Origin of the sequence: Streptosporangium sp. NPDC001559 (genome assembly GCF_042893955.1) — a bacterium.
GTDB lineage: Bacteria > Actinomycetota > Actinomycetes > Streptosporangiales > Streptosporangiaceae > Streptosporangium.
The window spans coordinates 315,381-330,944 of sequence record NZ_JBIAVG010000010.1 but is presented as its reverse complement, the minus strand read 5'-3'; the positions used below and the strand labels follow the sequence as shown (position 1 = coordinate 330,944).

Genomic DNA, 15,564 nt, shown 5'->3' with positions numbered 1-15,564 from the left:
GTGGTGGACGTTTGGTGGTCGATCGTCCAGGATTGACAGGCAGAAAGTCCAGGTCATGGCAGTAAACTGAGACAAATCCGACCCGAAGGGTATGATCATGACCGAAACGTCAAGGAACATGTCCCCAGATGGCGGTCAGGCTGGACGGATCGGTATCGGCCTTGACCTCGACGCGACGCACCTGAGAATTCTGGAGGTACTGCGGGAGAACGGCAGGATCTCCGTGGCCGCTCTGGCCGAGCGTGTCGGCATCTCCAGGGCGAACGCCTACACTCGCTTCGAGGCGCTGCGCGCCGACGGCGCGATCAGGCGTTTCACCGCGGAGATCGACCACGTCCGCGCCGGTCTCGGCATCACAGCGCTGATCTTCGTCACCGTCAGGCAGCAGATGTGGCGCCAGTTCCGCGCCCAGCTCGCCCACATGCCCGAGGTCGAGTACTGCGCGGTCACCACCGGCCAGCACGACGCGATGATCCAGGTCCGCATGACGGACGTGGCCGCCGTGCACACGATGGTGACCGAAAGGCTGGCCAACATCCCCGCCGTCAAGGCGACCGAAACCGTCTTCATCCTCGACGAGGTCATCAGACGGCCCTACGTCCTGCCGAGCGACCGGGGCCCGGCGTGGTCGACCCGCCGCCCGGCCCCCGATCCGGCGGGCGGCGAGGTCCCCCTGGGCAAGATGCGTTTCGTGGGCGCGGCGGAGGGCCGCGCCCAGCTGCAGCGCGACGTCTGACCCGGTTTTCGGTCGGCCAGAGGTCAGAAGGCGGTCAGGCGACCTCGGCGCACACGCTCACGTGCACCGTGTCGTCCCCGGCGAACTGGAACTCCTCGACCAGGCGCAGCCGTCCGTCGGAGAGCGGCTCGATCCGGCTTCCGCTCCTGCCGCTCGCGCGCTCGCCGTTCTTGAGCAGGTGCACGTAGGTCAGCTCGATCCGGTCGCCGTCCCGGACACCGACGAAACGCCCGGTGACCACGGTGTCGCCGGTGTAGTCGCCCCAGATGAGGCCGTCGGACTCCTGGTAGGTGAACGAGGTCGGCCCGTCCGGGTCGACGGCGCTCGCGGTCGAGCTGACCATGACGAACCTGCGGCCGTCGAGATTGAGAAGATTGTTGTCATCCACGGTCCGCATGGTGCCGTTTCGTCCGCCGTACGCAACCCAGGCTGGACGTTTCTCCCGGCGGAGGAGGAACAGGACGGTGATCCGTCCAGCGGGAGGGGTCTCTCACGTCCCACGCCGAGATCCGGCGGCCGGGTGCTTCGAGCGCTGGAGAGGCCGGGCCGTACGGCCACGCCCCGCACCGGGATCCGGCGTGACGGCTCAGTCGGTGCTGGAGGCGCCCTCACGGGAGCTGACACCGACGACGTCGGGCATCTCCCCGAGGGCGGCGGTCAGCTCGGGAATCGACCCCTTGCCCTCCAGGACGAGCGTCACCGCGACGGTCCGCCGCGGGGGCAGCGGCTCGCGGTCACGCCCGTGATCACGACCACGGTCGTGTCCCGGCTCCGCCGTCTCACCGGGCACCCCACGCTCGACGGAGACCTCGGCCACCACGAAGTCCCGCTGGGTGCACTCAACCAGCACCCGGCGCAGCGCCCCGGTCCCGTCGAGGTAGACGATGCGCAGCTGGATCGGCGCGCGCCGCGAGAGCGGCAATCTGCGGCCCAGCGCGTTGAGGCCGTAGACGGTGAGGAAGTGGCAGGCGGTCACGGCCACGGCGAGCACCGGCAGCCCGCCCCCGCAGGCCATCCCCACCGCCGCGGTGACCCACACGACCGCGGCGGTGGTCAGCCCCCGTACGGCGTCGCGCCGTACGAAGATCAGGCCGCCTCCGATGAACCCGATGCCCGAGACGATCTGCGCGGCCACCCGTGAGGGGTCGAGGGAGACGTGCGCACCGGGCACGTCGCTGAAGCCGTACTTGCTGACCAGCATGAACAGCGCCGCGCCGAGACCGACGAGCGTGTGGGTGCGCAGCCCGGCGCTCTTGTTACGGGCCTCGCGCTCCAGCCCGATGGCGAAGGAGAGCACCAGCGCCAGCACGAGCTCGCCGATCTGTGGCAACCCCTGACCGGGCGACAACGTGATCACCTGAGGGTTCTACCCACTTATCGGTGACGGGGGTCAGCCACCCTCGCCGTCGCCGGGGGAGGCCCCGGTGACGGCCTGGACCTCCCGCTGGATGATCTCCTGGAACGGCGCTCCGTCGTGGTTGCCGAGGACGACGCCGACCCAGCCGGTGTACGGATAGATGTTCCAGCTGGCGAAGCTGCCGGGATTGACACCGGCACGACCGACCACCCACTGACCGTCGACGATCGCGACCGGCATCGAGTAGGCCCCGAAGGCGTCCTTCCCATGGGGGATCTTGGCCCCGGTGAGGATCTCGAAGTGGGGCCGGTCCAGCAGGGTGCCGTCGCTCAGCGCGTGCGCGAACCGGACAAGATCCGGCGCGGTGGCGAAACCGCCGTCCCCGGGGGCGTCGACGAAGAGGCGGCCCGGGTTCTTGCCCAGCTGGTACGGGTCGAGGCTGCCCTTGTCCAGGTTGCGGACGGCGTCCACCACACCGCCGTCGGCCTGCCGCATGTACGAGTGCGCGATGTGCTCGTCGGTGAGCCACTGCGGCCTGGTGTAGAACGCCGTGCCGGTCATGCCGCAGCGCCGGAAGACGTGCTCCTCGACGTGGTCCCAGTACGTCCTGCCGGTCACGGCCTCCACGATCAGCGCGGGGATGGCGACCTCGGCCCCGGCGTGGTCGGTCGGCGTGCCGGGGGGAGCCACCTGCTTCGACCGCCGGGCCCACCCCTCGTAGAACTCGTGCACCTCCTCCCGGCTCTGGAAGACGCGTTCCAGGTCCTCCTCCGGAGTGCTCAACCCGGAGGTGCCGGAGAGCAGGTGGTGGACGGTCACCCGCTCGGCGATCTCCTTGGGGAAGCCCGTCAGGTAGGTGCCCACCGTGTCCGACAGCTTCACCCTGCCCTGCTGTACCAGCTGCAGGACGGCCACCGCGCCGAACGGCTTGCCCGCCGAGCTGAGGTTGAACGCGACGCCCTTGTGGTTGGGGATCCCCTTCTCCCGGTCGGCCATGCCGTAGCCGCGGGACAGCACGATCCGGCCCCGGTGCGACAGCAGCACCACGCCGGAGAACCGGCCTTCGGCGGCCAGCTTCGCCACATACCGGTCGTAGGCTCCGCCGGGCCGGGTGTCCGGCGGAATCACCTCACGGGCGGCCGGGGGAGCGTCACGGGTGGCCGGGAGAGGGGAGGGGCGGCCGAGGTGGGCGCCGACCAGCGGCGCGCCGGCCGCCAATCCGCCCCACCTGAGCAGCCGCCGCCGGTCGACACCGCGTACGGAGTCCGAATCCATGATCATGACCTTTCTTGATCGACGAACCGTGGGTTTTCTGACACGCCGGACCTCGGGCTCAGGAAGCCGGCGCGAGTCTGCGAGGGGAGGGCACCGCGGCGGAGATCGCGACAGCCCGGTCATCCCAGACGTCGAGCGGCTCGTCCGTCCGGTATCCGTGGAACACGCCGGGATGGGGCAGCCGCCGGGGCGGCACGCCTTCGCGGTCCGGGCGATACTCGAAGTGCCACCACTCGTTGTCGTAGACGCGGTAGAGGTCGTGGCGGGCGCCGTGTTCCTCAAGCCATCGCGCGCCCTCGTGCGGGCGCACGTCCAGCGCGAGGCCCTTGACGTGGCTGGACTCCGCCGGCGGCAGCACGAGCATCCGAGCCAGGGCCGGGGAGCCGGAGCGACGCACCTCCTCGTCGAACATCCGCTGCTGGACGGCGGGATCGCGGTACCCCGAGGTGAGGCCGATGAGCTGGCCGTGCCGCCAGAACGCCTCGGTGCGCGCCGCGGTGAACGCCGCCAGGGCGCCGTCGGTGAGCCCGGCCAGATCCTCGGCGGGGAACCGCACCCGCAACGCCCAGCGGCAGGCCAGTTCGAGGGCGCGGCCAGGACGGCAGGCAAGCGCCACGGGCAACAGGAGTACGGCGAGCACCAGCGTGACCACGGCGAACAGCCGGTCTCGGGGCCGAGAGGGGATGGTGCGTGGTTCATTCATGGCGATTACGATTGGCGCCAAATGTGTGTGCTTTGTCTGCCGTATGTCACCGTTTCTCGACGGCGATCGTCGGCACGACCGTGACACAACCAAGACATCGCGCGGACGGGGCGGTGACAGGGCCGGTCGACAGTGGACGGAGTCGACCGGCGGACAAGGTACGGAGCGTGCGGTGAAACTCGGCAACGTGTCACGAGTGCTGCTGATCGAGGACGATCCGGCCGTGCGGGAGAGCCTTGAGCTGGCCCTGACGCGGCACGGGCACCGGGTACGCGGAGTGGAGTCCGGCGAGCAGGGACTGGAGTGGCTGCGCGCGGACCTTCCCGACGTCGTCGTGCTCGACCTGATGTTGCCTGGAATGGATGGGTTCGAGGTCTGCCGCCGCATCCGGGCCGCCAGGGAGATACCGATCATCATGCTGACCGCGCGCGGTGACGACATCGACGTGGTGGCCGGGCTTGAGGCGGGCGCCGACGACTACGTGGTCAAACCGGTGCAGCCCAGGGTGCTCGAGGCGCGCATCCGCGCGGTGCTCCGGCGGGTCGGCCGTGACCAGGCCGAGCTTGAGCGGTACGGGGACCTGACCATCGACCGGGCCTCCCTGGTGGTCTCCAACCGGGGCACGCAGGTCGGCCTCACCCCGACCGAGATGCGCCTGCTGCTCGAACTCTCCGGCACGCCGGGCCGGGTGCACAGCCGCCAGCAGCTGCTGGAGTCGGTGTGGGAGCACGGCTACTTCGGCGACTCACGTCTCGTGGACGCGTGCGTGCAGCGGTTGCGCGCGAAGATCGAGGACGACTCGGCGGCGCCCGTCTACGTGCAGACGGTACGTGGGTTCGGCTACCGGTTCGGGCCGGTGTGACCCTCCGGCTGAACCTTGGACTGCGTGCCCGGCTGCTGGCCGCGTTCGCGCTGTTGTGCGTGGTCACCACGGCGGCGGTGGCCGGCGGGATCTACGTCGTGGCCAGAACCGAGATCCTGGAGCGGACCCAGAACGCCGCGGTCGAGGAGATGAGAACCCGCCTGCAGGCGCTTTTCCCGTTGCGAAACCCGACGCCGAGCCCGGCCGAACTCGGCGAGATCGCCGACACCGTGACCGACAGGAACAACGAGGCGATCGCGATCTACCGCGGAACACGCTCGCCCGCCGGCCCCGCCCGGCCATGCCTGCCCTTCGGCAGCCCATGCCGGCAGAGGCTGGATGCCGGGATGATCCCCGAGGAGCTACGGCGGAAGGTGGCCGACGGCGCTCTCGTGTGGCAACGCGTGGCATGGGAGGACGGGCCTCACCTGATCATCGGCACACCGTTGCTGATCGTCGAGCCGGACCGGTCGACGCGGGCGTCCGGCATCGAGGTCTACGTCACGCAGAGCCTGGCCCCCGAACAGCGCGGCATCGACGAGATCGCCATACGCGCCTGGCTCTTCGGCGGTGTGGCCCTGGCGTTCGCAGTCGTCCTCGCCCTGCTGGCCACCTGGAGTGTGCTGCGTCCGGTGCGCGAGCTCGGCCGGGCGGCACGCCTGCTGGGGGAGGGCGAGCTGCGGACCAGGATCGCGGTGCGCGGCTCAGACGAACTGGCCGACGTGGCACGCACGTTCAACGACACCGCCGCCGAACTGGAACGGCACGTCGAACAGCTCCGTGAGATGGAGGCCGACGCCCGCCGCTTCGTGGCCGACGTGTCCCACGAACTGCGCACCCCGCTGGCCGCGCTCACCGCGGTCGCCGAGGTCCTGGACGAGGAGGCGGCCGAACTGCCCGAGCACGCGGGCAGAGCCGCCAGGCTGGTCAGCCAGGAGACGCTCAACCTCACCGCCCTGGTGAACGACCTCATCGAGATCAGCAGGTTCGACTCCGGCGTCGCGGCCCTCGCGCTGAACGAGGTCGACATGGCCGAGCTGGTACGCGCGACCCTGCGCACCCGGGGCTGGTCGGAACAGGTGAGCACCGAGTTCCCGCCCGGGGTGACGGCACGGCTGGACCCGCGCAGGGCGGACGTCATCCTCGCGAACCTGGTCGGCAACGCCCTACGGCACGGCGAGCCCCCGGTGTCGGTACGGCTGCGCGCCGACCCGGACTGGATCACCGTCGAGGTCCGTGACCATGGGCCGGGACTGGACGAGGCGGTGCTGCCGCACGTGTTCGACCGGTTCTACAAGGCCAGCGCCGCCAGGGCCAGGTCTGAGGGCAGCGGCCTTGGCCTGGCCATCGCGCGGGAGAACGCGCGCCTGCACCAGGGCGACCTCACCGTCACCAACGCCCAGGACGGCGGCGCCGTGTTCACCCTGCGCCTGCCACGCCGGGCATCAGACCCGGACGGAGGCTCCGAATGAGAACCGCCGCGCCGGACACCCGATCCGGACGGAGGCGCCGGGTGAAGGTCCGTCACACCGGGTACACAGGATTCGGCCGGAGGACCGGGCTCGCCCGCCGCGTGCTCGTCGCGGGCCTCATGACGCTCGTCGCCGCGACCGGCTGTGCCGTGACGGGCTGTGGCGTGCAGCCCAGCGACCCCATCGGCGCGGGTGAACCGCCGAGCGGAGTCGTCGCGCCTGGCTGGAAGATCACCCTCTACCTGGTGAGGGACGGCAGGCTCAGCGCGGTGACACGGCCCAGCGACCGACCGGTGTTCCGGAAGGACACGCTCGCGCTGCTGGCGGCCGGACCCACCGTGATGGAGCGGTCGGACGGGCTCACCACCGACGTCCCACCCAGGGCCGCCCCGTTCTCGGTCACCGCCAAGCGACCAGGCCACCTGGTGGTGACCCTGTCCACCCCGGCCGGTGAACTGTCCCAACTGGCCATCGAACAGATCGTGTGCACGACCGCCGCCACGCTGCGGGAAAGCCCGTCCCAGGTCACGGTGACCGGCGCCGGGAAGAGCATCGACCCCAGCGACTGCCCGGGGTGACGTCCACCGTTCCGGACAGATCGCCGTTGGCGACTCCGATGCCCCTGCCAGACCGTTGCTGATCTTGCGGATAGCGGCTATCCGGCAGGGTCGGTGATCACTCGATGTGCTCTCCCGTCGCGATGTCCGCACCTGACCGCGACGCCGTGGGAGATCGCTGACGAGATGTCGGCACGTGAGGTGGTGCTGGTCCACGGAGCGGTCGGGTGTCAGACGAGGTTCCCGAGGTCCTGTGGCTTCGGCGGCGCATCGTGACCGGCACGGGACCGGAGGGTGAGGCGACACCTAACCGGACATTCTGTCAATGTGGTTGCCTTGTTATTGGCAACCACATTGACTAGCCTGGTGAAACGGAACGACCTGCTCAACCGTATGGCACGCCTGGCCAGACATTATGGCTTCGAGTTCTCGAAGACGCCTGACATCCACGGTGCTGGCCATGACAAGTGGTATATCCGGGGAGACGCGGTCGTCGTGCCGCGCCACACCGAAATCAACGAGTTGACGGCCAAGGGCATCCTCAAGGAGTGGGATGCCCTGCTCGCCGAAGCTCGACAAGATGTGAGCCGGGATGACGAGGAGGAGGGCAAGTGAACGAGTTTCGGGTCACGGCCCAGCGGTCCGGTGGCTGGTGGGCGCTGGAGGTGGAGGGGCCGGGGCTACGGCGTCCGGCGCATACGCAGGCTCGACGGCTCGACCAGGTAGAGGAGACCGTGCGTGATCTGCTGGCCGTTCGCTTCGACGTCGATGTCAATGACAGGACCGCGCCCACCTGGAAGATCACGGTGGTTCCCGCCCTCGGGGAAGAGCTCGCTGCGGAGGTGGCGCGGACCCGGGAGGTCCGCCGGGAGGCGGAGCGGCTGCGTGCAGACGCGGTCAGTCATTCGCGTGAGGCCGCGCGCCGCCTTCACGAACAAGGGCTTCCTCATCGGGACATCGGTGTGCTGCTCGGCGTCTCCCATCAGGCGGTGAGTAAGCTCCTCGCCTGTTAGGCCTCCATGCGCGTCTGGGCGTTCGGCGAATCGCCGGGCGACGGTTGTCGGCGTCCCATGCGCCGATGGGTGATGCGGACTCCGGGCCGACCAGAGCTTGACGTTGACCGGTCTGGTGAGAACCGTGAGATTCCGAGCGCCGACCTGGTCGACGACGTCACTCCGGCTCGCCGCCCAGGGGGGCACGCTTCCACCTGATGCGGTGTGCAAGGAGCGAATCTCGGATCGTCTGGCCGTGGTCATCGTTGAGAAGCCAAAGGATTTGGCTGAGGCTTCTCAGAAACTGCTCCTGAATGTCGCCATGTCGTGGAAGACGACGGCTCGTTCGTCACGCGGACGAACACATCTGAGCCTATTGGGGGATGTCGTCGTGATTCCCTGAAATCTCGGTGGGCTTCTTCCGGATCTTGTTCATCGAACAAGGATTTCAGGAATCATCCTCTCCGGACCTGAGGGGCCGTATTCATGGAATGGCTCGGGTGACGGCGCGCCATACGTCTCGGCCGCCGTTCAGGGCCACGCCACGAGTTCGAACCAGACGGATTTGCCGTGGGGGTTGGGGAGCCAGCCCCAGTTGTGGGAGAGCTCCTTGACGACTGCGAGGCCCCTGCCGGAGCTTTCCATGGAGGCCACGTTCCTGATTCGAGGGATCTCGCTTGAGGAGTCGCAGGTCTCCACCACCATCAGCTTTCCCTCCCGCATGACCGTGATGTGAACGGGAGGCCTGGTGGTGAGGCTCACGGCGCCGTGCACGATGGCGTTGGTGACGATTTCCGAGGTGAGGAGTTCGGCGATTTCGGGGATGTCTTCCGCCGCGTTCCACTCGATGGCGACGTCCCGGACGAACCGGCGGGCGGATGCCACGTTCCTCGCCTTGTGGGGAATGCGCTTCTCGCCCAGCACGCAGAGGGCAGGGTCCACTATGTGGAGGCATCCGGTTCGTGCTGTGTGCGTGTTGGGAATCTCTTCCATGGGGTTTCTCTTCCGGTCTCGGTTTTGTATGTTCAGGATGCCGAGCGGTGACTACGCTTGGTGATTGAATGATTACCAAGGTCGAGCTCTGGAATTCAAGGCGTCGTCATTGAATTCCGGCAAGGGGGGCATCGTGGTCAACCTCTACACGCCTCAGGCGATATGGGGCAGGGAGCTGCGTTACTACCGGAAGGCCGCGAGCCTCACCCAGGGGCAGCTCGCCGAGCGGATCCACTTCAGCGAGTCCCTGATCAGCGGGGTCGAGACAGGCCAGCTCCCGGCCAGTCCGGACTTCGCCGAGACATGCGACAGGGTCCTCGACACGGGCGGAGCCCTCCACCGCCTCCTCGACTGGCGGAAGGGCCAGGTCTTCCCTTCCTGGTTCGGGAAGTGGCGCGACAAGGAGCAGGACGCTGTAACCCTGCGGATATACGAGCCGATGGTCGTGCCGGGGCTGCTGCAGACCGAGGCCTACGCGCGTGCTCTGTTGGGTGACGACATCGCGGCTGCGGCCCGACTTGAGCGGCAGGCCATCCTGACCCGCGAGGACCCTCCGCCGCCCACCCTCCGGTGCGTGATCGACGAACTGGTTCTGCACCGTCTGGTGGGCGGCCCGGAAATCGTCTACGAACAGCTGAAGCATCTGGTGGAACTTGCCGGTCCTCAGATCAGCGTTCAGGTCGTTCCACATGGCTGCGTGCGTACGGGCATTCTGGCGGGGTTTGCGATCGCCACCCTGCAGGGCGGTGTCGAGATAGCGTATTTGGAGACGGCCATTCACGGGTTGACGACCGGCGACCGGGACGAGGTGGCGGCGGCCGTCAAGCAGTTCGAGGCCATTCGGATAGAGGCGCTGCCTCTGAGCATGTCGTTGGATCTCATCAAGAGGACGGCAGAGGAAAAATGGACGTGAGCAAGGTGCGGTGGCGTAGGTCAAGCCTCAGCGGCAACAACGGCGGGAACTGTGTTGAGGTCGCTGCGTTGAAGGGCGCCGGGCACGCTGATCTGGTCGCTGTGCGTGACTCGAAGGATCCTGATGGCCCGAAGCTGTTCTTCACTCCTGCCGAGTGGGACGTCTTCCTCAACGGCGTGAAGGCCGGGGAGTTCGGCTCGTCCCTCGGCGACTGAGAAACCCGAGGTCACTCTCCCGCCCCGGCTCCGCGGTGAACCGCAGGGGCTGGGGCGGGAAACTGGACCAACATCCCGGGCGGAGCCGCACTTTCATCGGCGTTCCGTCGAAGGCCGTGAAGCCTGGCCAGCGGGGCGAAACCGTACGCTCCGTTACGTCCGCCTGTACGGCGGTGCCGGACTAAGATCACTTTCCGTGCTTTCGGATGGTTTCTGGCGTATCACCAGGATTGGGTTAGTAGGCCTGTCCCTTGTGGCGGCGGTCGTGGGCCTGGTGCTCGGCGACGCCTGGCTCTGGGCGGCCGTCGAATGGACATCGCCGGTCTACGCGAGGTTCTACGTGGACGGCGAGTTCGACGCCGCGACAATCGTGGCGTTGCTCGTGGCCGCCCTGGTGAAGGCCGCGCTCCTGTGGCTGATCCTGCGTACCCCCGCGCCGGGGCCACTGGACCGCCGGACGAGGGCGTTGCGCCGACTGCTGTACCTGGCGGTGGCGTACTCCCTCGTGCTGTGGATTCCGATCGGGATGCTCCCCGACGCGGTCGATGTGGCGTTCCAGCTCGTACTGTGGACCGCGATCGACGTTCTCTACCTGCTCGTCATCCGCTGGCGGTCCCGCATGCTGCGCGTGGCGGCCGGAGCGATCTTCGCGGTCGAGCTGGTCGGAATCGCCAACGAACTCCTCGACGAACTCGACCTCCCGGAGATCGGGTCGGGCAACGTTTTCGGATTCGGCATGATGCTGGGCGGAGTGGCGGCGACCGTCATCACGATCGTCGGACAGCGGCGCGACGGCCGGTGGAGCCGTGGTACGCAGATCGCGGGGTGGTTGTCGGTCGGTGACTACGCGCTGATGATCGCGATCAGTGTTCTCTTCCGATGGGACTTCTACGCCAATCCGGTGGCACCGGTTGTAACGGACGTGCTGGAGCTCGTCAGCACCGTGTGGATCGCGGCGACCGCTCGTGAACTGTCCGTTGGGGGCCGGCCGGTGGGCCTTCCGCCCGCGCGGCAGCGAGCGGTCCGCATCGTGGTGGCGGCCATGGTCGTACTGCCGATCATCCTGCTGATCCACCCGGAGCAGACCCCGCATCTCACCTACACCGGCGGGTCGATGGACTGTTATGACCGGCCCAGCTTCGGAGACCTGAAACCCACAGAACGCGACGCCGTGTTCCTGTGCCGGGCACGGATCACAGCGGACGGAATGCCACCCCTGTTCCCGGACAGCCTGTCGGACCAGGGAATCCTCGGGTACGGGCGGGCCCTGTGCCGTACGAAGGATCGCGACGAGCAGAAGGCGATCCTGACGCGGGCCGGGAGCGAGCGGCCCGCCTGGGGCGCGGACCCGTGGGACCTCGTCTACATCTGCCCGGAGATCATCGGCGCGACCCAGCCCGAGCTGCTGCAGTCGACCAAGGAGACGGAGGACGCGGGCGCCGCCTACGTCGCCGAGGAGAACGCGAAGTGCCGCGACCCGTGGCCCCGGACGAAGGGCGTCGTCCAGGCCACGGCCAAATACTTCCTGTTCGCCGACGGCGACCACGGCTACCTGGTCCACGACCCGAAGGTCGAAGAGGTCGAGAAGGCGGCGGAACAGGCGACGGACAGGCTCTACGACGACAACACTCTCGTCGGGGCGTTCGACAGCGCGGTGCTTGTCGGACACCTCGAAGACGTCATCGATCTGTGCCTCACGGTGAAGGCCTTCCGTACCGCACCACCACAGCGGATAGCCGGGTGGGACCAGGTCACCGAGGTACCGGTCGTCAGCCGCAGCGGCCATCTCACCGTGCCGGAGGCGGACGGGGGAGAAGTGGGCGCGGGCGCCCCGATGCCGAACCTGGCGATCGCGGGGAAGGGCCACTACCGGCTCCGGGCCTACATACGGATGGGCAAAACGGGAGAGGAACACCTGGTCACCGTGTTCCCGGGCACGTCAAGAAAGAAGCTCAAACTGAAGCCGTGAACGGTGATGGGGCATACTCTCCTTTTGGATCTGCGTGTCGAATACGGCCACGGCCATCCCGAAATCCAGGGAACCCGCCGACCTGAACCGATAAGCCGGTTCACGTCGTCGCGGTGAGATCGTCGGCTGTCACTTCCGTACGAGATCGCCCTTGCGGGCCCGGCCCCGGGGTCTTTGTAGCCGACGTCGCCGTCAAACGACTGGAAGCTCCACCGAACAACACGCCGATAGAGCTTCCAAGGCGAACGGCGACTTCATGAGAGGCTGCGGTGAAAAGTCCGCCTCGGCGGTGATCCCATTGCCGACGACGGCCCCCGCCCCCTGCATCGGAAGTTCCCGGATGCGCCCCAACGTGAAAGATATAGCAGCGGCACCGCATTGGGAGACGATCCCATAAGCGACTGGGTTCTCGTTGGCCTTGTCCTCGGACGGCGCTGCTTCCCAGTCTTTACTGGGAAATCCTCCAGGACTCCCGCTCTATGATTTCCCTGTCCTCTTCAAAGGCTGCCATCTCAGCAGGGGAATCGTCGAAGTAGGCATACCAGAAACCCTCCTTGAGCCACCGGGAAGGGCCGATCGTGAGCCCTCCCCGGTCCTCGATCTGACTCACCCATATGGAAGGGACGCTGTCTGAAATCGTGGTGAACATTTCAGCTTCAAACAGGCCTGGGGATCCGCCGTCGTCACCTACGATCTGTAGCCTGCAGTAGCCGTTGGGGGTGACGCTGATGGAGAGGACGACATATTCTGCCCCGATGGTCAGGTAAGGACTGAATTCCAGCGGCTCTCCGGTCGTTGAACTCATCAGTCTTTGGCATCTGACTATCATCTGACTTGCCTTCCTTGCCTTAGTTTCAGGCGACTCGGGTCGCTATGATTTTTTCACCTTGTGGTCGTGATCGTAGTTCGCCTTACCTGCCTTCGGGTTGTAGCAGAATTGGACCTCTGTGCGACCGGAGGGGGCGTCGAGTCTGATTGAATTTTCTTTTATTCGACGTTCGGGCGACTTCCAGGGCGAATCGGTCTGTTTATTTTATGATTTTTCCGAACTTGACAGGGTCCGTGTTCGTCGATTTGGAACCGCTAACCATCGAAGAGGACCGCGGTTCCGGAAGTGTCGTCGTCGGCTGTTTCTCCGTCGCACCCGGGAGAGGCAGGGCGAGGGCGATCAGGACAGCGGCGAAGGCCAGCAGGAGCGCGGCGGCGAGGACCGCGGGGCGCAGGCCGAGAGTGGAGCCGAGAACGCCGCCGAGCAGGCCGCCGAGCGGCATGCCGCCCCAGGCGAGGACTCGGTACGCCGCCGTCACCCGGCCGACGAGCGCGTCAGGAATGCGAGCCTGCCGCTCCGACACCGTCACCACGTTCCAGACGACCACCATGAGCCCGTTGAGCGCCAGCAGCACGGCGCCGATGATCGCCGAATCGGTGGCCGCCAGTCCGGCGAAGGCGACGCCGGAGCCTGCGGCGGACCCGGTCAGCAACAGCCGGATCGGAAGCCGCCGGGCCAGTGGCGCGGCCAGCAGGCTGCCGATCACACTGCCGACCGCGCTGCTTGTCAGGAGCAGTCCGTATCCCGTACTGCCCAGACGCAGGCGCTCCTCGGCGAACAGGACCATCACACCCCAGGCCGCTGCGCTGCCCACCCCCAGCAGAACCGTGGCGGCTGCCAGGACCCGGACCACCCGGTCACCGCGCAACCAGCGCAGACCCTCGGCCGCGCTTCCGAGCAAGGACCGCACCGATGCCCGGTCCGCTACAGAGGGCGCGGTGTCCGCAGAACGGAACGTTCCGGAGATGCCGGTCAGCAGCGCGACGCCGAGCGCGAAGCTGACCGCGTCGACCGTAAGGGGCAGCGCCGGTGCGGTGGCGAAGAGCGCGGCGCCCGCCGCTGGGCCGGCGAACTGAACGAGCACCGTCGCACCACCCTGCAGAAGACCGTTGGCGCGGACGAGCGACTCCCGGCCCGCGACCCGAGGGATGACGGCCTGCGCGGCGCTGTCGAAGAAGGTCTGCGCCGTTCCGAGCAGGAACAGAACCGCCAGCATCACCCAGATATTGCCCACGTCGAAGGCCACCAGCGCGGCCAGACCACCGACGAGGACGGTCCGTACGATGTCGGCGCCCAACATCGTCACCCGCCGGTCCCAGCGGTCCACAAGCCCTCCGGCCAACAACCCGAACACCAGCCATGGCGCCTGCGCCGCCGCCGAGATCCCGGAGACCGCGAGCGGGTCACGGGTGTAGTGGACCGCGAGGAGAGGGAAGGCGCTGAGCATCAGCCCGTCGCCGAGTCCGGAGACCGAGGACGCGGCCCAGAACCGCCAGAAGTCCCAGGGAAGTTCGAGCGGTCCGCCGCGCTGTCTGACCCGTACGCCGTGCTGTGTGGCCGGGGTCGGCCTCCGACCCATGGACGTTCACCAACCTCCCGTGTGGGAACCGGAGTCGGGAACCAAGTTATCTATTGACGGCGTACATTCAACCTATTTAGCTTCCGTGTGGGCTCAATCCATCCATTGGCGGCGTACATTCAATCTGTTTGCTCTCGTTGGGTCATTCCGTCTAGAGAAACCTGCCGGTCGGGAGGTTGTGCGACTGTCGTCGTCGACGCCCTGGAGATGTGCCGTTCCCTTGCGAGGTCCGATCATTTCGGAAAGTCGGGTTGATCCTTGGGCGAACCCGCGGCGTCTTGGATCCCGCCCTCGCATCCTCACCCGTTCTGGCTGCGGGATTCGGCCGCTCCTGCGGTCCTGGCAGGCCTGCGGCACGCCCGCGAGAAGCGGCTGCTGTTCGATCCCCGACCGGCGCGGCGAGGTCTTGCAACTGCCGGCCGCCTAACCCCGACGAACCTGGAAGGGAAGCGAAACCGGACGCCATCCATGGAGTGCTCCGCCCGCACTGGTGAACGGAGGTTCGACGAGATCGTTTACCTTCTTCCGAAGTGCGGCATTGTAGGACTTCAATTCTTCTCCTTGTCGGCCGAGTAGAGACTCGTTGACCCTGTTCTGGCGAGCCGACCTGCGGGAGGGGCGGTCACGCTTGTCTTCCGCCCCTACGGGAATTCGGTAGCCGCTTCGCCGCACGTGGTTTAAGGGGGTGCCTAAAAGATCTCGGGGGATGTCCGTACAAGTCGGGACAGTGGGGTGATGGCTCTATACACTCCGGGTACGGCTGACCTCGGGGCGAGGAGGGCGCGTTGCGGGAGAAGTCCCCGAAAGAGGATGAATCCGGGGTAAAGGGGATCGCGGAGCGGCGGGATGGGGTAAAGGGGATCGCGGAGCGGCGGGATTTCGCCCGGGAACTGTCTCTCCTGCGGGAGAGGGCGGGGCACACGGTCAGGGAGGTGGCCCGTGCGACCGGGATTCCGGACAGTACCGTCGGCGGCTATTTCTCCGGGGCACACCTGCCCTCAAGGAAAACACTCGTCGACGTTCTCGGTGCCTGTGGGGTCCGTGACCGGGAAACGCTCGATGAATGGGTTCAGGCGCTGCTGCGGATACGCCGGAGCCCGGGGCGACGACCC

At 67.3% G+C, this 15,564-nt stretch carries 16 protein-coding genes and 1 pseudogene; 10 read left to right on the top strand and 7 right to left on the bottom strand.

What is annotated here, in order from left to right:
* Positions 1-97: 97 nt before the first annotated feature.
* On the top strand, positions 98-736 hold the full coding sequence (locus ACFYY8_RS23725; RefSeq protein ID WP_362914777.1) for an Lrp/AsnC family transcriptional regulator: 639 nt from the start codon (positions 98-100) through the stop codon (positions 734-736).
* 34 nt (positions 737-770) lie between these two features.
* On the opposite strand, the gene ACFYY8_RS23720 is transcribed toward ACFYY8_RS23725, so the two are convergent.
* From ACFYY8_RS23720 to vanY-N, 4 genes are all read right to left on the bottom strand, one after another.
* A complete protein-coding gene (locus ACFYY8_RS23720; RefSeq protein WP_390044305.1) occupies positions 771-1,124 on the bottom strand; it encodes a hypothetical protein in 354 nt (117 codons plus the stop codon).
* Between the two features lie 198 nt (positions 1,125-1,322).
* Positions 1,323-2,093, bottom strand: a complete 771-nt coding sequence (locus tag ACFYY8_RS23715) for an MgtC/SapB family protein (RefSeq protein WP_390044303.1) — start codon at positions 2,091-2,093, stop codon at positions 1,323-1,325.
* Positions 2,094-2,126: 33 nt separating this feature from the next.
* Positions 2,127-3,368 (bottom strand): serine hydrolase domain-containing protein, encoded by a 1,242-nt coding sequence (locus ACFYY8_RS23710; protein ID WP_390044300.1) that lies wholly within the window; start codon positions 3,366-3,368, stop codon positions 2,127-2,129.
* Positions 3,369-3,426: 58 nt separating this feature from the next.
* Positions 3,427-4,071, bottom strand: a complete 645-nt coding sequence (vanY-N, locus tag ACFYY8_RS23705) for a D,D-peptidase/D,D-carboxypeptidase VanY-N (RefSeq protein WP_390044298.1) — start codon at positions 4,069-4,071, stop codon at positions 3,427-3,429.
* A gap of 187 nt (positions 4,072-4,258) precedes the next feature.
* On the opposite strand from vanY-N, the gene ACFYY8_RS23700 reads away from it, so the two are divergent.
* The 5 genes from ACFYY8_RS23700 to ACFYY8_RS23680 all read left to right on the top strand — a co-directional run bounded on the left by ACFYY8_RS23700 (position 4,259) and on the right by ACFYY8_RS23680 (position 7,975).
* Positions 4,259-4,933, top strand: coding sequence for a response regulator (locus ACFYY8_RS23700; protein ID WP_390044296.1), 675 nt, complete (start codon positions 4,259-4,261; stop codon positions 4,931-4,933).
* A complete protein-coding gene (locus ACFYY8_RS23695; protein ID WP_390044294.1) occupies positions 4,930-6,405 on the top strand; it encodes an ATP-binding protein in 1,476 nt (491 codons plus the stop codon). Before ACFYY8_RS23700 ends, ACFYY8_RS23695 begins: the two co-directional genes overlap by 4 nt.
* A 41-nt stretch (positions 6,406-6,446) precedes the next feature.
* Positions 6,447-6,983 (top strand): GerMN domain-containing protein, encoded by a 537-nt coding sequence (locus tag ACFYY8_RS23690; RefSeq protein ID WP_390044292.1) that lies wholly within the window; start codon positions 6,447-6,449, stop codon positions 6,981-6,983.
* Positions 6,984-7,328: 345 nt separating this feature from the next.
* Entirely contained in the window at positions 7,329-7,577 is a 249-nt protein-coding gene (locus ACFYY8_RS23685) for a hypothetical protein (RefSeq protein WP_390044290.1), read from the top strand.
* The gene (locus ACFYY8_RS23680) at positions 7,574-7,975 is read left to right on the top strand and encodes a hypothetical protein (RefSeq protein ID WP_390044288.1); all 402 of its coding nucleotides are present in this window, start codon (positions 7,574-7,576) and stop codon (positions 7,973-7,975) included. The genes ACFYY8_RS23685 and ACFYY8_RS23680 overlap by 4 nt, the downstream gene beginning before the upstream one ends.
* Before the next feature lie 510 nt (positions 7,976-8,485).
* On the opposite strand, the gene ACFYY8_RS23675 is transcribed toward ACFYY8_RS23680, so the two are convergent.
* The gene (locus tag ACFYY8_RS23675) at positions 8,486-8,947 is read right to left on the bottom strand and encodes an ATP-binding protein (RefSeq protein WP_390044286.1); all 462 of its coding nucleotides are present in this window, start codon (positions 8,945-8,947) and stop codon (positions 8,486-8,488) included.
* 64 nt (positions 8,948-9,011) lie between these two features.
* Between ACFYY8_RS23675 and ACFYY8_RS23670 the strand changes: the two genes are divergently transcribed.
* From ACFYY8_RS23670 to ACFYY8_RS23660, 3 genes are all read left to right on the top strand, one after another.
* Positions 9,012-9,860: a helix-turn-helix domain-containing protein gene (locus ACFYY8_RS23670; protein ID WP_390044284.1), complete on the top strand. Its 849-nt coding sequence runs from the start codon at positions 9,012-9,014 to the stop codon at positions 9,858-9,860.
* A complete protein-coding gene (locus ACFYY8_RS23665; protein WP_390044282.1) occupies positions 9,851-10,075 on the top strand; it encodes a DUF397 domain-containing protein in 225 nt (74 codons plus the stop codon). The genes ACFYY8_RS23670 and ACFYY8_RS23665 overlap by 10 nt, the downstream gene beginning before the upstream one ends.
* A 253-nt stretch (positions 10,076-10,328) precedes the next feature.
* Positions 10,329-12,044 carry a hypothetical protein gene (locus ACFYY8_RS23660; protein WP_390044280.1) on the top strand — a complete coding sequence of 572 codons (1,716 nt, stop codon included), beginning with the start codon at positions 10,329-10,331 and terminating at the stop codon, positions 12,042-12,044.
* 448 nt (positions 12,045-12,492) lie between these two features.
* On the opposite strand, the gene ACFYY8_RS23655 is transcribed toward ACFYY8_RS23660, so the two are convergent.
* Entirely contained in the window at positions 12,493-12,849 is a 357-nt protein-coding gene (locus ACFYY8_RS23655) for a hypothetical protein (protein ID WP_390044278.1), read from the bottom strand.
* 223 nt (positions 12,850-13,072) lie between these two features.
* Entirely contained in the window at positions 13,073-14,452 is a 1,380-nt protein-coding gene (locus ACFYY8_RS23650; RefSeq protein ID WP_390044276.1) for an MFS transporter, read from the bottom strand.
* 785 nt (positions 14,453-15,237) lie between these two features.
* Here ACFYY8_RS23650 and ACFYY8_RS23645 point away from each other — a divergent pair.
* Positions 15,238-15,507: pseudogene (locus ACFYY8_RS23645) on the top strand (helix-turn-helix domain-containing protein); the annotation flags it as partial.
* Positions 15,508-15,564 lie beyond the last annotated feature (57 nt).

Bases quoted from the DNA above. Each gene is read 5' to 3' on its own strand.
- ACFYY8_RS23675 (WP_390044286.1), bottom strand. From the start codon at position 8,947: ATGGAAGAGATTCCCAACACGCACACAGCACGAACCGGATGCCTCCAC.
- ACFYY8_RS23655 (WP_390044278.1), bottom strand. From the start codon at position 12,849: ATGAGTTCAACGACCGGAGAGCCGCTGGAATTCAGTCCTTACCTGACC.
- ACFYY8_RS23665 (WP_390044282.1), top strand. From the start codon at position 9,851: ATGGACGTGAGCAAGGTGCGGTGGCGTAGGTCAAGCCTCAGCGGCAAC.
- ACFYY8_RS23710 (WP_390044300.1), bottom strand. From the start codon at position 3,368: ATGGATTCGGACTCCGTACGCGGTGTCGACCGGCGGCGGCTGCTCAGG.
- vanY-N (WP_390044298.1), bottom strand. From the start codon at position 4,071: ATGAATGAACCACGCACCATCCCCTCTCGGCCCCGAGACCGGCTGTTC.
- ACFYY8_RS23725 (WP_362914777.1), top strand. From the start codon at position 98: ATGACCGAAACGTCAAGGAACATGTCCCCAGATGGCGGTCAGGCTGGA.
- ACFYY8_RS23650 (WP_390044276.1), bottom strand. From the start codon at position 14,452: ATGGGTCGGAGGCCGACCCCGGCCACACAGCACGGCGTACGGGTCAGA.